A 15,746-nucleotide genomic window follows, 5' to 3' on the forward strand; every position below is an offset into this window, starting at 1 on the left:
TTATATCTAATGATCACAAAATTAAAATTATTTTTAATCGTTGGTATTATCGCAATAGGTCAGAGCAAAAGTTATGGCCAAGTGGTAGGTACCCCCTATATTTTGCCAACAAATAACTTAACTGTAGTTAATTTTATTTATACCGGGGCAGACCAACAATGGACAGTGCCATCTGGTGTTACCGAAATATTTGTTGATGTGATGGGGGCACAAGGAGGAACTCGTGGTTCAGTTCTTGGTGGCTCAGGCGGTAGAGTAAGATGCAAAATTCCAGTTACATCAGGTCAGATTTTGTATTTAACTGTTGGCGGCCAGCCTACAACCAACGTACCTGTATATGGTTTTGGTGGCAATGGCGGTTTTCACATCTCCTTTCCAGCCACACAAAGGGCAATGGCAGGTGGTGGCCTAAGTGCCATTTCTACAGCTTTTCCTTTAACACAGGCTAATGCTTTAGTTATTGCAGCAGGCGGCGGTGGTGCGTCTGGTAACGCTAGTTTTAGTACCGCTGGCGGAGGAGGCCTTATAGGTGGTAGCATATCTGGTGATTATGGAGGTTCGTTGATAGGTGGAAAAGGTGCTACACAGTCTGCCGGTGGGGCAGCAGGAGCAACTTATGACCCAAATTCAACGGCACCTACTGCTGGTAGCGCACTTAACGGCGGTAATGGGGGAATTGTCAATCCAGGTGCTGGCTTATCAGGCTGGAACGGCGGCGGCGGTGGTGGCGCTGGTTATTTTGGCGGCGGCGGCGGTGCTGGTGGTGGTAATGCACAAGCTGGCGGCGGTGGCGGCTCTTCATTTATAAATTTATCTTATGTAACGGTGGGTTCTATAAATATGGCTAATCAAAATAATAAAGGAAACGGTGTAATCAATATTTATTACTAGTAACACTTACTAATTATTGAAATTTATATCGTAGTGCTATATTAAATACACTACAAGAAATTATAATATGAAAAAAATATTTTTGCTTTTGATGTTTTGCATAGTTTGGCTAGACTTAAGGGCTCAATCGCCTACTTACATCAATGGAACTTTTAACATCAATGCAGGTGTTCCAGTAGCATGGTATGGCGATGTCACTTTTGGACCTAATGCTCTTGTTTACATTGAAGATGGGGCTACGGCAATTTTTTACGGTAAAAACATGACAGTCGATGCTGCTGCTAAGTTTATTGCTTTACCGGGTAACAATCAAACGGGCACAGGGACTATTATTTTTAAAGGATCGAATCCTTTATACACTAATTATCCACTTCAGCAAACCTTAAATGGTGGCTACAGCACCGCTTTAGACCCAGCCTTTATCAATATAGAAATAGACAATACCAATGGTTTGGCTCTTTCAGGCAATGTACGTGTAAGTAATTCAATTAAATTTACTAATGGGCATATCTTTTTAAACGACTTTAATTTAGTATTGGATAGCAATACTAATTTGGTAAATTTCGATGTGGATAAACACATAGTTACTAATGGTACAGGTGTGTTGAGCAAAGAAGGTCTAGCCAATAATGCTAATTTCTTGTTCCCTATAAGTATTGCGGGTGCAGATTATACGCCTGCAACTGTAAAAAACAAAACAATAGCAGCACGTACAATTCATGTTCAAGTAAAAGATTATACCACCAGTGTAGCTGATGAAACTACTTTTGCTAACAAAGGAATGGACAGAACTTGGCAAATAACAGCAAGCAGCGCTGGTACGGCCGAGATTGTATTGCAACACAATGCTGCAAACAATGCAAATGGCGCAGGCACTAACCAAAGCTTGTTTAACAATGCTATGTCGTATGCTAGTCAGCAATTAACTTCTGGTGTATGGTCGCAAAGCTGTACGGGTACAAACGGCGGCACACCAACAAGTAGTACTCAAGCCGATTTTATCTTGCCTGACACGGTTGATGCTACTGCCTATTTTACAAAAGCCACGGTTAGTTGTGCTGATTTAAGTATTAGTAAACTAGTAAATACTGTGTCACCAGTTGAAGGCAATGAGCTTAGTTTTAACATTACAGTGGAAAATAGTGGTCCTATCAATGCAACTGGTGTGAATGTTACTTATCTATTACCAAGTGGTTACACTTTTGTAAGTGCAACATCAAGCTTGGGCAGCTACAATAGCATAACTGGGGTTTGGACAATTGGTGACTTTGCAAATAGAGCCACTGCTAATTTAGTAGTAAGAGCAATTGTAAAAGCTAATGGAGATTATAGAAGCGTGGCTGTGATTGCTGGTGCAGAGTTAGATCCAGTAACTACAAATAATACAGCAATTATTACAACAGTACCTACAAAGATTCCAAGTTTACAACCAAAAACCTATCATTTTTGTCTTAATCAAGTGGCGACTAGTGTCAATGTAGATGCAGATTCTGGAGCAGTTGTTAATTGGTATACCGTTCCATCAGGAGGAGTTGCGTCAAGAATTGCGCCAGTGCCTAATACAAAAGTGGCGGGTGTAGTTACATTTTACGCGAGTCAGACTTTAAACGGAGCTGAAAGTGAGCGTACCGAAATTAAGATAGAAGTACATTCTTTACCTGAATTACCATCGGTTATTTCTGGTCCAATTGTAGTAGGAGCAGAAACAACGCAAGATTATAGTGTAGTTTCTAGCTCTAGTATGGTAACCTATAAATGGAGTTTACCAAGCGATTGGACTGGAAGCTCAGTAACCGAACAATTAAATGTTACAGTAGGGAAACAAGGGGGTACAATAAAAGTAAATGCAATTTCTGCAAATGGTTGTGCAGGTCCTGAACAACAATTAGACGTTAGAGTTGTAATTGAAGATGATGTAGAAATGTATAATTCTATTTCGCCAAATGGCGATGGTGTCAATGATGAACTGATCATTAAAAACATTGATTTTTATCCAAATAACACCTTAGAAATATACAATAGATGGGGCGTATTGGTCTATCAAGCTGATGGATACGGACAAAAAGATGTTCTTTTTAAAGGACTGTCAGATGGAAGAACTACAATGAATAGAAACGAGGAACTGCCAGAAGGCACTTATTTTTATACTTTGATGTACCTAAATAGTAAAGGAATACAAAGACAAAAAGCCGGTTATTTGTACATTAAAAAATAATTAGTTTCTTTAAGAATCAAAATAATTCATAATATGAAAAAAATAATTTGCTGGTTACTACTTATCCTCACGACTTGTGTGTATGCACAACAGGAACCACAATACACACAGTATATGTACAATCCTTCGGTAATTAATCCTGCCTATTCAGGTTCTTTAGGTTACGGAACTTTATTCAGTTTGTATCGCACGCAGTGGATTGGTCTAGAAGGTGCGCCTAAAACAGTAAATCTAGCCTATCACCAACCTATAGAAAACTCAAATTTAGGTATTGGAGGAAATGTTTTGCACGATGAAATTGGGCCTAGTACAACTACATCATTTGCAGTTGATTTATCCTACACACTAAATTTTGAAAACGAAAGCAGATTGGCATTTGGGATCAAAGCGGGTGGTGCTTTATTGAATATAGATTACAATAAGTTGAATCATTTTAATCCTAGTGACAACTCTTTTAGAAACAACATTAACAATCAATTTTCTCCAAATATAGGCGCTGGACTATTTTATTACACTAATACAACTTATCTTGGAGTGTCTGTGCCAATGATTTTGGAAACTACTCAGTACGATGAATTTGCTTTTTCGGCAGCGAATAGACGCCAACATTTTTATGTAATGGGAGGTAAAGTATTTGATTTGGCCTACAACCTAAAATTCAAACCGGCTTTTGTTGCCAAAATGGTAGCGGGTGCTCCTCTACAGGTTGACTTAACGGGGAACTTTTTAATCAATGAGAAATTCACAGTAGGGCTTGCTTACAGATGGAGTGCAGCACTATCGGCTTTAGTAGGATTTAAGGTAAGTGATCGTATTTCTATAGGGTATGGTTATGATAGAGAAACAACAAGGTTGTCAAATTTCAACTCGGGCTCTCATGAAATTTTCTTGCAATTTGATTTGTTTAAAATCACCCAACAAGTAGAAACGCCAAGATTCTTCTAATTAATAACAACAATGAAAAAACAATTAGCATTATTACTATTACTCCCAATGGGAATAGTAGCTCAAGTTAGAACACTTAATAAAGCAGATAAGAAATTTGACAGCGAGGCGTATGTATCTGCCATTCAAATCTATGAACGTATAGCCAATAAAGGCATGGGATCAGAGCAGATTTATGAAAAATTGGGTGATGCCAACTATTTTAATGCCAATTACGTTCAAGCAGAACAATGGTACACCAAGCGTTATGAGCTAAAAGGGACTTTCCCAAAAGAGTTTTTGTATCGTTATGCTCAGTCATTAAAATCAGCAGGTAAAACCGATCAAGCCAAGCAAATCATGGTGCAATACGCTAAAGAGAATCCAACCCAATTGCGTACAAAGAATCAGCTACAAACCAAAGCGCAAGAAAGCATAAAAAAAGGTAGTGATGTATTTACCATAACTAATCTTAATACCAATAGTAAGTACTCTGATTATAGCAGCAGTATAAAAGGAGATACTCTTTTATTTGCTAGCGCACGGCCTAAAGCAGTAGGAAATCAAATCTACGCCAGAACAGGACAATCCTACACGAATTTGTATTATGCAGTTAAACGAGCTGACGGGAGCTATAGTAAAACCGCCTTGTATTCAAAGAGCACGTTTTCTATCTTCCACGAGGCCAGTCCAGTGTTTACCCAAGACGGTAAGACAATGTACTACACTCAAAATGAGTTGAAAGAGAACAATCAGAAACGAGTGGTTGATGGCGGGAGATACAAGATCTACAAATCCGTATTTAAAAATGGTAAATGGAATAACCTAGGGGTACAAGACATCTTTGCTCAAGATGCCGCTAGAGTAGCCCACCCGGCTTTATCTCCAGACGGTAAAACACTTTATTTCGCCTCTGATGCAAGAGGATCTTTTGGACAATCAGATTTGTTTAAAGTAACTATCAACGAAGATGGTTCTTATACCGCGCCAGAGAATTTAGGAACAAACATCAATACCGAAGGTAGAGAAAGCTATCCGTTTATCACTAAGGATAATATTTTACTTTTTGCTTCAGACGGTCACCAAGGGATGGGAGGTTTTGATATTTTTGCGGTTGACCTTAATCAAAAAGACGCATTGCCAGTGCATCTTACCAGCCCGATAAACAGTCCGTTCGATGATTTCGGTATCTATTGGAATAGAAATACAAATCAAGGTGTTTTTACTTCAAATAGACCTGGAGGTCAAGGAGATGATGATTTGTATGAGTTCACTAATAATGCGTTACAGCCTTTTGCATTCGAGTACAACACCAGAATTTTCGGAAAGTTAACGGATAAAAACACCAACCACCCTTTAGTTGGAACAGTTGTTTTATTTGACAATTTTGGAAGAGAGATCAATAGGTATCAAACGAATGAATCAGGAACCTTTGTTTTTGAAAAAGTAAATCCAAACCAAACTTATAGACTTCAGGCTAATGCTGCAACCTACACTCCTAACGAGACAACGGCTTCGGTTGCAATTTATGATAAGGAAGCGGAAGCTAATATTGCTTTAGATCAAGATAGTTATAAAATACAACAAGGTTTGGATTTAGCTAAAGCCTTATCATTGAGACATATTTATTTTGATTTGGACAAATCCAATATTAGAAAAGATGCTCGAGTGGAGCTAGAGAAAATCGTTGAGGTTTTGAATCAGTTTCCGTCTCTTAAAATTGAAATTGGTTCACATACAGACAGCCGTCAAAGCAAGTCGTACAATCAAGCTTTGTCTCAACGAAGAGCAAAATCTACCTTGGATTATTTGGTGCAACGCGGAATTAATAAAAACCGTTTAACTGCCAAAGGATATGGAGAGACACAACTAATCAACCAATGCGCTGATGGGGTTAAATGTAGCGAGGCAGAACATCAATTGAATCGTAGAAGTACTTTTGTAATAATTAATCAATAAAACAATTAAGGGGATTGTAATTGGTTAATTAGTGAAATGGCTTGTTGTAATTGACAAGCCATTTTTTATGTTTTTAATTTGTACGACAGCAGGTATTCGGTATTGTAAATTTAGTTTGTAACTTTGCGTTCCAATGAAAATGGTAATGAGACAAATAGTAGTTGTTTTTTGTGCTTTATTTTTGCTTTTGACTTCTTGCAAAGAAGACAATCAACAACGCCTAGCCGAGAATAAAAAAGCCGCTAAAAAAAGAGAAGTAATTTATAAAAACATCAGTAAAAACTGGAATTTTTATGCTACGCCCATCAATACTACTTCAGAACAAAGCGTGGCAAGCTGGACTGAGTTTCGTCAATTTTTAGATGAATTGGCACAGAATCCTGGAAAATCATTAAATGGGTATCAAAAAAAAGCAGCCGAATTGTCTAAAAAAGCCTTGCTTCTCAACAGTAATATTCCGTATCAATTCCAACAACCTCAAATCAAAAGCAGAATTGGAACCTTGATTACTAAAGTGCGTTTACTGGACCTATTTATCCATTTAGACGCTATTCCTGATAAAAAAGTAGTCGTTTTAGTGAGCGAAATCAATGCTGAGCTAGTTTCTTTGCAAAGACAAATGGATAAAATTACAGAGAAAAGTAAAATTCCTGTGGAAGATGGCGAATCTGATATGTTGAGAATGTTGGATACTACAAGAGCCATTTCTACAACTCCAATGCCTACTCCTCCAACAAAACCAAACCTTTCACGCGTTGAGTAAAACAGTCTATTCCATTTACGATACTTCACCTAAAACAGAACAGATTGTTGCGTTGTTAGCCCAAAATAACAGTCCAAAACTGCATCTTTCAGGCTTGGTGGGATCTTCAATTTCTTTTGTTGTACGTTCGATTTTTAAAAAATCAGAATTACCGTTTTTACTCATTTTAAACGATAAAGAAGAAGCGGCCTATTATTTGAATGATTTGGAACAAATGATTGGCGACCAAGACGTATTGTTTTACCCCGCTTCGTTTCGCCGGCCATATCAAATAGAAGAAACAGACAACGCGAATGTTTTGCTTCGCGCTGAAGTTTTAAACCGCATCAATTCTCGAAAAAAACCAGCCATAATTGTCAGCTATCCCGAAGCGCTTTTTGAAAAAGTAGTGACTCGAAAGGAATTGGACAAAAACACTTTAAAAGTGGCCGTAGGCGACCAAATTTCGATTGATTTTATCAACGAAGTATTGTTTGAATACGAATTTAAAAGAGTCGATTTTATAACTGAACCTGGTGAATTTTCCGTTCGTGGCGGAATTGTCGATGTGTTTTCGTTTTCGAACGACAATCCCTATCGAATTGAATTTTTTGGCAACGAAGTAGATAGTATAAGAACTTTTGATATAGCTACCCAATTGTCATTGGAACAACAAAAGAAAATTGCGATTATACCTAATGTAGAAAATAAATTCTTTCAGGAAAACCGCGAGAGTTTTTTGGATTATATCTCCGAGAAAACGGTTCTTTTTATTCAAAATACGGAAGGGTTTTTAAGTCAATTGGACAAACAATTTGCTAAGGCAGAAGAAGCGTTTGACAAACTTTCCAAAGACATCAAACACGCTACACCTGAGCAATTATTCCTAAATCAAGAACAATTTACAAAACGAGCCTTGGATTTTTCGGTGGTGGAATTGGCTTCCAAAGCCATTTTTAAAACCACTAAAAAATTCGAATTTCATATTCAGCCGCAACCGTCATTTAACAAGCAATTTGATTTGTTGTTGAACAATTTGAACGACAATCATTTCAATGGATACAAGAACTATTTGTTCTGTTCGAATGACAATCAAGCCAAGCGTTTCCATGATATTTTCGAAACCTTAGACGAGGCTAATTCGGAGAATATTCGAAAACAATACAACACCGTAGTACTGCCTTTGTACCAAGGATTTATTGACGAGGAAAACCAAATTACCTGCTATACCGATCATCAGATTTTTGAACGGTACCACAAATTCAGCATCAAAAATGGCTATTCGAAAAAACAGAATATTACCTTAAAAGAGCTGACTTCGCTTTCGGTTGGGGATTATGTTACGCATATCGATCACGGAATTGGGAAATTTGGCGGTTTGCAAAAAATCCAAGTGGAAGGCAAAACCCAAGAGGCGATTAAATTGGTCTATGCCGATAATGATATTGTGTATGTGAGTATTCACTCTTTACATAAAATCTCAAGATACAATGGCAAAGACGGAACGCCGCCTAAAATTTATAAATTAGGCTCGAATGCTTGGAAAGTTTTAAAGCAAAAAACCAAAGCTCGCGTCAAACATATTGCGTTCAATTTGATTCAGTTGTATGCCAAAAGACGTCTGGAAAAAGGATTTCAATATGCGCCCGATAGTTATTTGCAAAACGAATTAGAAAGTTCGTTCATTTACGAAGATACACCGGACCAAATCAAATCAACACAGGATGTAAAAGCCGATATGGAAAGCGATCGCCCAATGGATCGTTTGGTTTGTGGCGATGTAGGTTTTGGAAAAACAGAGGTGGCAATTCGCGCTGCTTTTAAGGCGGTGGACAATAGTAAGCAAGTGGCTGTTTTGGTCCCAACTACTATTTTGGCCTACCAACATTACCGAACTTTTTCGGAACGATTGAAAGATATGCCGGTTTCGATAGGCTATTTGAATCGTTTTAGAACGGCAAAACAGAAAGCAGAAACCCTCAAACAATTGGCCGAAGGAAAACTGGATATTGTCATTGGAACCCACCAATTAGTGAATAAAAATGTGGTTTTCAAAGACCTTGGATTGCTGATTGTTGACGAAGAACAAAAATTTGGAGTGAATGTCAAAGACAAACTCAAAACGATTGCAGCTAATGTGGATACCTTGACTTTAACAGCTACGCCAATTCCGAGAACTTTGCAATTCTCGTTGATGGCTGCCCGAGATTTATCAGTAATCACCACGCCACCACCCAATCGTTATCCTATTGAAACGAATGTGGTTGGGTTCAACGAAGAGTTAATTCGCGATGCCATTTCGTATGAAATTCAACGAAACGGACAAGTATTTTTCATCAATAACCGAATTGAAAACATCAAGGAAATTGCTGGAATGATTCAGCGATTGGTGCCTAATGCCCGAGTGGGAATTGGTCACGGCCAAATGGAAGGCGCAAAACTCGAAGAATTGATGTTGGCTTTTATGAACGGTGAATTTGATGTTTTGGTAGCCACCACGATTATTGAAAGTGGATTGGACGTCCCAAATGCCAACACAATTTTTATCAATAATGCCAATAATTTCGGACTGTCTGATTTGCATCAAATGCGCGGTCGAGTAGGGCGAAGTAATAAAAAAGCGTTTTGCTATTTCATTTGTCCGCCGTATTCGGCAATGACGGATGATGCCCGCAAACGAATTCAGGCTTTGGAACAATTTAGCGAATTAGGAAGTGGATTTAATATTGCCATGAAAGATTTGGAGATTCGCGGCGCAGGTGATTTATTAGGAGGAGAACAAAGTGGTTTCATCAATGAAATTGGGTTTGACACCTATCAAAAAATCATGAACGAAGCCATCGAAGAATTGAAAGAAAACGAATTCAAGGATTTGTATCCAGAACAAAATGATATCGAAACTAAAGAATATGTTAAGGACCTGCAACTCGATACCGATTTCGAATTGTTGTTCCCAGATGAATACATCAACACGGTTTCTGAACGATTACTGCTGTATAACGAGTTAGCAGAAATTAAAGACGAAGCGTCACTTTTGAATTATGAAAATAAGCTGATTGACCGCTTTGGCCCTTTGCCAAAACAAGCTGTTTCTTTACTGAGCAGTATGAAAATCAAATGGATTGCTACCCGTATAGGGATTGAAAAATTAGTCTTAAAACAAGGCAAAATGATTGGGTATTTCGTATCCGACCAACAATCGGATTATTACCAATCCGGACGTTTTCATCACGTACTACAGTTTGTGCAAAAGCAAAGCGCTTTGTGTAAAATGAAAGAAAAACAAACCCCTAACGGATTACGATTGTTATTGACGTTTGACAATGTAAAATCAATTCGAAGAGCTTTGGAGTTGATGGAGTTGATGGGGAAATAAAAAAAGCTTCCAGCCTTTTGAAGGCTGGAAGCTTTGGAGTTTTCTAATTTTTCAAATCCTTAATTACTTTGAAAGCAACTTCTACTTCATTTTCGCTAACTAAAATCGTAAACTCATTCGAAGTTGAGATCACCTCATTGATAATAATTCCTTCCCAAGCCAAGCGTTGAAAAATGAAATAATAAATTCCAGGAACTACGATGTTTTCTTTTGGTAATTTTACCGTAATGGAAGCTAAATTTTCTAGTTTTTGAATCAATTTTTCGTTGGCAAAATGTTTGTCAACCAAATGATTCACACTGTTGCTTACCACAATATTGGTTTCGTTTACTCCTCTTGATGAAGTATAAAAAATATCGGAAAAATTATTGATATCGGTAATTAAATCGGCTTGTTTATTCAAAACAGTTTCTGAGGCGGCAAAAGTGTAATCTGTTAACTGAGAACGCACCGTAATTTCTCCAATATTTTTAATCACCTTATTGATTTTGTGATTCAATTTAAAGTCTAATTCTTCGGTTAATCGTTTCAAGGCCATTACAATAGCGCCTTGTTTTACTTCTTTACCAAATTCGTTTTCTAATTCACTCATAATATTGCGCGAAAGAGAAGTCAAATTAATAATACCAAGTGATAAGGCATTCAACAAAAATGGTTTTGTTTTAATGTAATTTTCTACAATAGAAGAAACTGTTTTCATAGTAGTTGTGTTAAATTGTTTTTTATTAGTAGGTAGTAGTTGTGTTAAAAACACTGCAAATATAAATAAAAAAACAATTTGTTACAATTATAACATGTAAAAACAAATTTAAAAATGATAAAATGCGTCTGTAAGATGTTCAATTTCAAAGTTTTGACCATCCTTTCTGATGGCAATGATGTCAAAACGTACTTCGCTATCTATATCGTTTTCGGTAACATAGGCGTGAACCGCTTTTACCAATAATTGGATTTTTTTTGGCTTAACAAAGTCTTGAGGAAGACCAAAATCAATTGACGTACGTGTTTTTACCTCGACAACAGCTAGAACATTATCTTTTTGCGCTAGAATATCAATTTCTGCTTTTTGGAAAGTCCAGTTGGTTGCTAAGATAGTATATCCATTATTTTGAAGGTACTTAGCGGCTAATTCCTCTCCGAATTTACCTAGTTCGTTGTGCTCAGCCATAATGCAATTAGTTGAATTTACTTTTCAAAAACCACAGTGCTACAATTTTCGGTGATATCAATAGTAACCGTATTTCCTAAAATCAAGGCTCTATTGTCATGAATATGACCCGCTGGGAAATTAAAAATTACAGGAATATTGAGATTTTTAGTTACGTCTTGTACGATTTCAAGCGCATTTTTCCCCCACGGAATATCGTTATCTTTCATATCTGTCATAGACCCAACAATTATTCCTTTCAGACTTTCCAAACAACCATTTCGTTTCAAATTCATCATCATACGATCAATATGATACAAGTATTCGTCTAAATCTTCAATATATAAAATCTTGTCTTTACAATCTATTGCTGATGGCGAACCCAATACACTATATAAGATGGACAAATTACCTCCTACTAGTTCGCCTGAGGCTGTTCCAATACGATTCATAGGATGCGCGTCTATAGCATATTGCAAAGGTTGTCCAAATAAGGACAAACGCAAACTTTCAATCGCAGCTGGCGTTGCTTTTGACAGATTGATTGGCATAATTCCGTGAATGGATTTGTACCCCATAGTATTAAGATGATTGTGTAAAACGGTAACATCGCTAAAACCAACCACCCATTTCGGATTTTTTTTGAATTGAGTAAAGTCAATTAAATCAATTACTCGTACTGTACCATAACCGCCTCTCGCACACCATATTGCTTTGATGTTGGGATTGTCCAATTGCTCTTGTAGATCAGCGGCACGTTCTTTGTCATTTCCCGCCAATTGATTTTTTTCTAAACCTATAGTTTTCCCAATAACAACATTCAAGCCCCAGCTTTCCAATAATGAAATGGTGGGTTGCATACTTTTTACAATATGTTTTCGTGCAGTTGCTAGAATTGCAACAGTATCTCCTTTTTGTAAATACGGTGGTGTAATCATTGATGGTTGAGCTTGAAAAGTGAAGGAAAGTAAACTAATAGTGAATAAAATGAACGTTTTTTTCATAAATCAATTCTGAATTGCTACAGTAATTTATAAAAACAAATATAGGCAAATACCAAATCACTTTTAATTTCAGTTTCAATTTCTTACTTTTACTATACCCACTCTTAAAGATCCTAAATTGAAATAAAATGAGAATTTCTATCTTTCTGTATTGTATTTTGGTCTTGGCTGTATATCCAAAATCTTTCGGCCAAACCAAAAAATTTAAAATTCATACGGTAGCCTTTTATAATTTCGAAAATCTATTTGACACCATCAATGACCCTGAAACATTTGATGAAGATTGGACTCCAAAAGGGTCGCAAAATTGGACATTTGCTAAGTACCAAAAAAAGTTAGCCAACTTATCTCGAGTCTTGGCCGAAATTGGTAATTCAGAAAACTCGGAGTCGCCAACTTTTATCGGGGGTTGTGAAATTGAAAACCGCGGGGTATTAGAAGATCTAATTGCACAGCCTATTTTAGTAGATAAAAAGTACGGAATAATCCATTTTGACTCTCCAGACAAAAGAGGAATTGATGTGGCTTTGTTGTATCGAAAAGAGTTTTTTCAACCCATAACCTATTCTAATATTCCATTATACGTTTTTCAAAAGGAGTCTATTTCCAAAAAAAATAAAGAAGAACTCACAGATGATGTTGAGGTAGTAAGTTCAAAAAACAAACGAGTCTATACTCGTGATCAGCTTCTCGTTTCAGGGTTTTTAGAGGGCGAAGAAATCCATTTGATTGTCAATCACTGGCCATCACGTTCTGGCGGTGAACAGCGATCGAGTCCCTTTAGGGAAGCTGCTGGGGCTTTGAATAGAAAAATAATTGACTCGCTGCAACGCATAAATCCAAACGCCAAAGTCATTACTATGGGAGACTTGAATGACGGTCCCTACAATAAAAGTGTGAAAATTGCTTTAGGGGCTAAGGCGAAAAAAGCAGATGTTCCCCCAATGGGGATTTATAATCCATTTGAAGATATGGCAAAAAAAGGGATGGGAACAATTGCACATCGGGATGCATGGGATATTTTTGACCAAATTTTGATTACCAAGTCGCTTTTGCAGTCAGATTATTCCAGCTATCAATTCTGGAAAGCAGGAATTTATAACAAATCTTTTTTAGTTCAAACTAGCGGTCAATTTAAAGGATATCCTTTACGGCATGGAGCAACCGAAATAGGATTTAGTGACCATTTCCCAGTATATATCTATTTGATTAAAGAAAAAAAATAGTACGAGTAAAAGTGTAACTTTACCATTCTAAATTTAAGGATATGGCTATTGCAAAACCGTTCAATTTGAATCAATGGATTGATGAAAACCGTCATCTACTAGTGCCACCCGTTGGCAACAAAAATATATATACAGAATCAGGCGATTATATTGTCATGATTGTAGCAGGGCCGAATGCAAGAAAAGACTACCATTATAACGAAACCGAAGAGCTTTTTTACCAATTGGAAGGCAGTATTAAAGTAGTCATTCAGGAAGACGGAGAGCGTAAAGAGATGGATTTGAATCCAGGCGATATGTATTTGAATCCAGCCAAAATTCCCCATTCACCAGTCCGTTCAGAAGGTTCTATCGGATTAGTTATAGAACGCAAAAGAGCAGGTTTAGGTTTTACAGATGGATTACTTTGGCATTGTGAAAATTGCAATCACAAATTACACGAAGTTTATTTTGAACTTCATAATATTGAAAAAGACTTTTTAACTCATTTTGAACATTTTTACAGCTCAGAAAAGTTACGAACTTGTTCCCAATGCGGAACAATTATGGATACGGATTCAAGATTTTTGTCCAAAAAATAATTGGAATACTATTTCCAAATCTTTAAAGGAATTACTTGCTCTTGAAATAAATTGTTTTCAATTTAATTATTAAGTTGAAAATAATATCTTTACAAAAATATAACAATTTTTAACAGAAAAGTTACAATGACAACAATAGCATCTGCATTCGGAATGAAAGAAGCCTTAGCTCAATTGGGCGTAAAAGACTTAAATTTAGGAACTTCTACCGGAACTTCTGGTTTTGGTTCAGGTGAAATACTAAAAAGTTATTCTCCTGTGGACGGACAATTAATAGCATCTGTTCAAACTACATCTGCTGCTGATTATGAAAAAGTAATGCAAAAAGCTACCGAGGCCTTCCAGACTTTCCGAATAATGCCGGCGCCTCAACGAGGAGAAATTGTACGTCAGTTTGGAGAAAAATTACGCAAAAATAAAGAAGCCTTGGGTAAACTGGTTTCCTACGAAATGGGAAAATCGTTGCAAGAAGGGTACGGGGAAGTACAAGAAATGATAGACATCTGCGATTTCGCAGTTGGGCTTTCGCGCCAGTTACACGGTTTAACAATGCATTCTGAACGTCCGGGTCACCGAATGTATGAGCAATACCATTCTTTAGGAGTTGTCGGAATCATTTCGGCATTTAATTTTCCTGTTGCTGTTTGGGCTTGGAATACCGCTTTAGCTTGGATTTGCGGCGATGTTTGTGTGTGGAAACCTTCTGAAAAAACGCCGCTTTGCGGGATTGCTTGCCAAAATATTATTGCCGAAGTTATCCGCGAAAATAACTTACCAGAAGGGATTTCTTGTCTAATTAATGGCGATTACAAAATAGGAGAATTACTAACTCAAGATACTAGAGTCCCATTAATTTCTGCAACAGGTTCTACACGAATGGGTAAAATTGTAGCTCAAACAGTTGCAAGTCGTTTAGGAAAATCGTTGTTAGAATTAGGAGGGAACAATGCTATTATTGTTACTCCTGATGCAGATATTAAAATGACGGTTATTGGTGCAGTCTTTGGTGCGGTAGGTACTGCAGGTCAACGGTGTACTTCTACGCGTCGTTTGATTATACATGAAAGTATGTACGATACAGTAAAAGATGCTTTAGTATCCGCTTACAAACAATTGCGTATTGGAAATCCATTGGATGAGAAAAACCATGTCGGACCATTGATTGACGTTCAAGCGGTTGCTATGTATACTAATGCTTTAGCTAAAGCAGTTGAAGAAGGCGGAAAAATCCTTGTAGAAGGAAAAGTTTTGGTTGGCGAAGGGTATGAGAGCGGTTGTTACGTTCAACCTGCAATCGTAGAAGCAGATAATTCTTTTGAAATTGTACAACATGAAACGTTTGCACCAATTTTATATTTATTAAAATATACAGGAGAAGTTACTAATGCCATTGCTATTCAAAATGGAGTAGCTCAAGGTTTGTCCTCGGCAATAATGACCAATAATCTTCGTGAAGCCGAACTATTTCTATCAGTAGCTGGATCAGATTGTGGTATTGCTAATGTAAATATCGGAACTTCAGGCGCTGAAATTGGAGGTGCTTTTGGAGGTGAAAAGGAAACGGGTGGTGGACGCGAATCAGGTTCTGATGCTTGGAAAGTTTATATGAGACGCCAAACGAATACAATTAATTATACCACAAGTTTGCCATTGGCACAAGGAATTAAATTTGACTTGTAGT

At 37.2% G+C, this 15,746-nt stretch carries 12 protein-coding genes; 9 read left to right on the forward strand and 3 right to left on the reverse strand.

Annotated elements, in window-relative coordinates:
• The first annotated feature begins 9 nt into the window (after window positions 1-9).
• The 6 genes from LPC20_RS03450 (at window position 10) to mfd (ending at window position 10,107) form a co-directional block, all read left to right on the forward strand.
• Window positions 10-891 carry a glycine-rich protein gene (locus LPC20_RS03450; RefSeq protein ID WP_229326540.1) on the forward strand — a complete coding sequence of 294 codons (882 nt, stop codon included), beginning with the start codon at window positions 10-12 and terminating at the stop codon, window positions 889-891.
• A gap of 67 nt (window positions 892-958) precedes the next feature.
• Window positions 959-3,106: a T9SS type B sorting domain-containing protein gene (locus LPC20_RS03455; RefSeq protein ID WP_229326542.1), complete on the forward strand. Its 2,148-nt coding sequence runs from the start codon at window positions 959-961 to the stop codon at window positions 3,104-3,106.
• 15 nt (window positions 3,107-3,121) lie between these two features.
• Window positions 3,122-4,051, forward strand: coding sequence for a PorP/SprF family type IX secretion system membrane protein (locus LPC20_RS03460; RefSeq protein WP_420827832.1), 930 nt, complete (start codon window positions 3,122-3,124; stop codon window positions 4,049-4,051).
• 12 nt (window positions 4,052-4,063) lie between these two features.
• Window positions 4,064-5,989, forward strand: coding sequence for an OmpA family protein (locus tag LPC20_RS03465; protein WP_229326546.1), 1,926 nt, complete (start codon window positions 4,064-4,066; stop codon window positions 5,987-5,989).
• Between the two features lie 145 nt (window positions 5,990-6,134).
• The gene (locus tag LPC20_RS03470; RefSeq protein ID WP_229326548.1) at window positions 6,135-6,752 is read left to right on the forward strand and encodes a hypothetical protein; all 618 of its coding nucleotides are present in this window, start codon (window positions 6,135-6,137) and stop codon (window positions 6,750-6,752) included.
• On the forward strand, window positions 6,745-10,107 hold the full coding sequence (gene mfd / locus LPC20_RS03475) for a transcription-repair coupling factor (protein ID WP_229326550.1): 3,363 nt from the start codon (window positions 6,745-6,747) through the stop codon (window positions 10,105-10,107). The genes LPC20_RS03470 and mfd overlap by 8 nt, the downstream gene beginning before the upstream one ends.
• Before the next feature lie 43 nt (window positions 10,108-10,150).
• Here mfd and LPC20_RS03480 read toward each other — a convergent pair whose 3' ends face one another.
• The 3 genes from LPC20_RS03480 to LPC20_RS03490 form a co-directional block, all read right to left on the reverse strand.
• The gene (locus tag LPC20_RS03480; RefSeq protein ID WP_229326552.1) at window positions 10,151-10,807 is read right to left on the reverse strand and encodes an aspartate kinase; all 657 of its coding nucleotides are present in this window, start codon (window positions 10,805-10,807) and stop codon (window positions 10,151-10,153) included.
• 108 nt (window positions 10,808-10,915) lie between these two features.
• A complete protein-coding gene (locus tag LPC20_RS03485) occupies window positions 10,916-11,275 on the reverse strand; it encodes a YraN family protein (RefSeq protein ID WP_229326553.1) in 360 nt (119 codons plus the stop codon).
• 17 nt (window positions 11,276-11,292) lie between these two features.
• Entirely contained in the window at window positions 11,293-12,258 is a 966-nt protein-coding gene (locus tag LPC20_RS03490; protein ID WP_229326554.1) for a S66 peptidase family protein, read from the reverse strand.
• Between the two features lie 128 nt (window positions 12,259-12,386).
• On the opposite strand from LPC20_RS03490, the gene LPC20_RS03495 reads away from it, so the two are divergent.
• From LPC20_RS03495 to amaB, 3 genes are all read left to right on the forward strand, one after another.
• Entirely contained in the window at window positions 12,387-13,484 is a 1,098-nt protein-coding gene (locus tag LPC20_RS03495; RefSeq protein ID WP_229326555.1) for an endonuclease/exonuclease/phosphatase family protein, read from the forward strand.
• A 41-nt stretch (window positions 13,485-13,525) separates the two neighbouring features.
• Window positions 13,526-14,065 carry a 3-hydroxyanthranilate 3,4-dioxygenase gene (locus tag LPC20_RS03500; protein WP_229326556.1) on the forward strand — a complete coding sequence of 180 codons (540 nt, stop codon included), beginning with the start codon at window positions 13,526-13,528 and terminating at the stop codon, window positions 14,063-14,065.
• A gap of 126 nt (window positions 14,066-14,191) precedes the next feature.
• Window positions 14,192-15,745: an L-piperidine-6-carboxylate dehydrogenase gene (gene amaB / locus LPC20_RS03505; protein WP_229326557.1), complete on the forward strand. Its 1,554-nt coding sequence runs from the start codon at window positions 14,192-14,194 to the stop codon at window positions 15,743-15,745.
• Window position 15,746: the final 1 nt, after the last annotated feature.

The sequence above is a fragment of the Flavobacterium ammonificans genome (assembly GCF_020886115.1).
In the GTDB taxonomy this organism is placed as follows: Bacteria; Bacteroidota; Bacteroidia; order Flavobacteriales; family Flavobacteriaceae; genus Flavobacterium; species Flavobacterium ammonificans.

Excerpts from the sequence above, each read along its gene's own strand:
- LPC20_RS03500 (WP_229326556.1), top strand. The coding sequence starts at position 13,526 with ATGGCTATTGCAAAACCGTTCAATTTGAATCAATGGATTGATGAAAAC.
- LPC20_RS03495 (WP_229326555.1), top strand. The coding sequence starts at position 12,387 with ATGAGAATTTCTATCTTTCTGTATTGTATTTTGGTCTTGGCTGTATAT.
- amaB (WP_229326557.1), top strand. The coding sequence starts at position 14,192 with ATGACAACAATAGCATCTGCATTCGGAATGAAAGAAGCCTTAGCTCAA.
- LPC20_RS03470 (WP_229326548.1), top strand. The coding sequence starts at position 6,135 with ATGAGACAAATAGTAGTTGTTTTTTGTGCTTTATTTTTGCTTTTGACT.
- LPC20_RS03485 (WP_229326553.1), bottom strand. The coding sequence starts at position 11,275 with ATGGCTGAGCACAACGAACTAGGTAAATTCGGAGAGGAATTAGCCGCT.
- LPC20_RS03450 (WP_229326540.1), top strand. The coding sequence starts at position 10 with ATGATCACAAAATTAAAATTATTTTTAATCGTTGGTATTATCGCAATA.
- LPC20_RS03465 (WP_229326546.1), top strand. The coding sequence starts at position 4,064 with ATGAAAAAACAATTAGCATTATTACTATTACTCCCAATGGGAATAGTA.
- LPC20_RS03480 (WP_229326552.1), bottom strand. The coding sequence starts at position 10,807 with ATGAAAACAGTTTCTTCTATTGTAGAAAATTACATTAAAACAAAACCA.
- LPC20_RS03455 (WP_229326542.1), top strand. The coding sequence starts at position 959 with ATGAAAAAAATATTTTTGCTTTTGATGTTTTGCATAGTTTGGCTAGAC.
- LPC20_RS03490 (WP_229326554.1), bottom strand. The coding sequence starts at position 12,258 with ATGAAAAAAACGTTCATTTTATTCACTATTAGTTTACTTTCCTTCACT.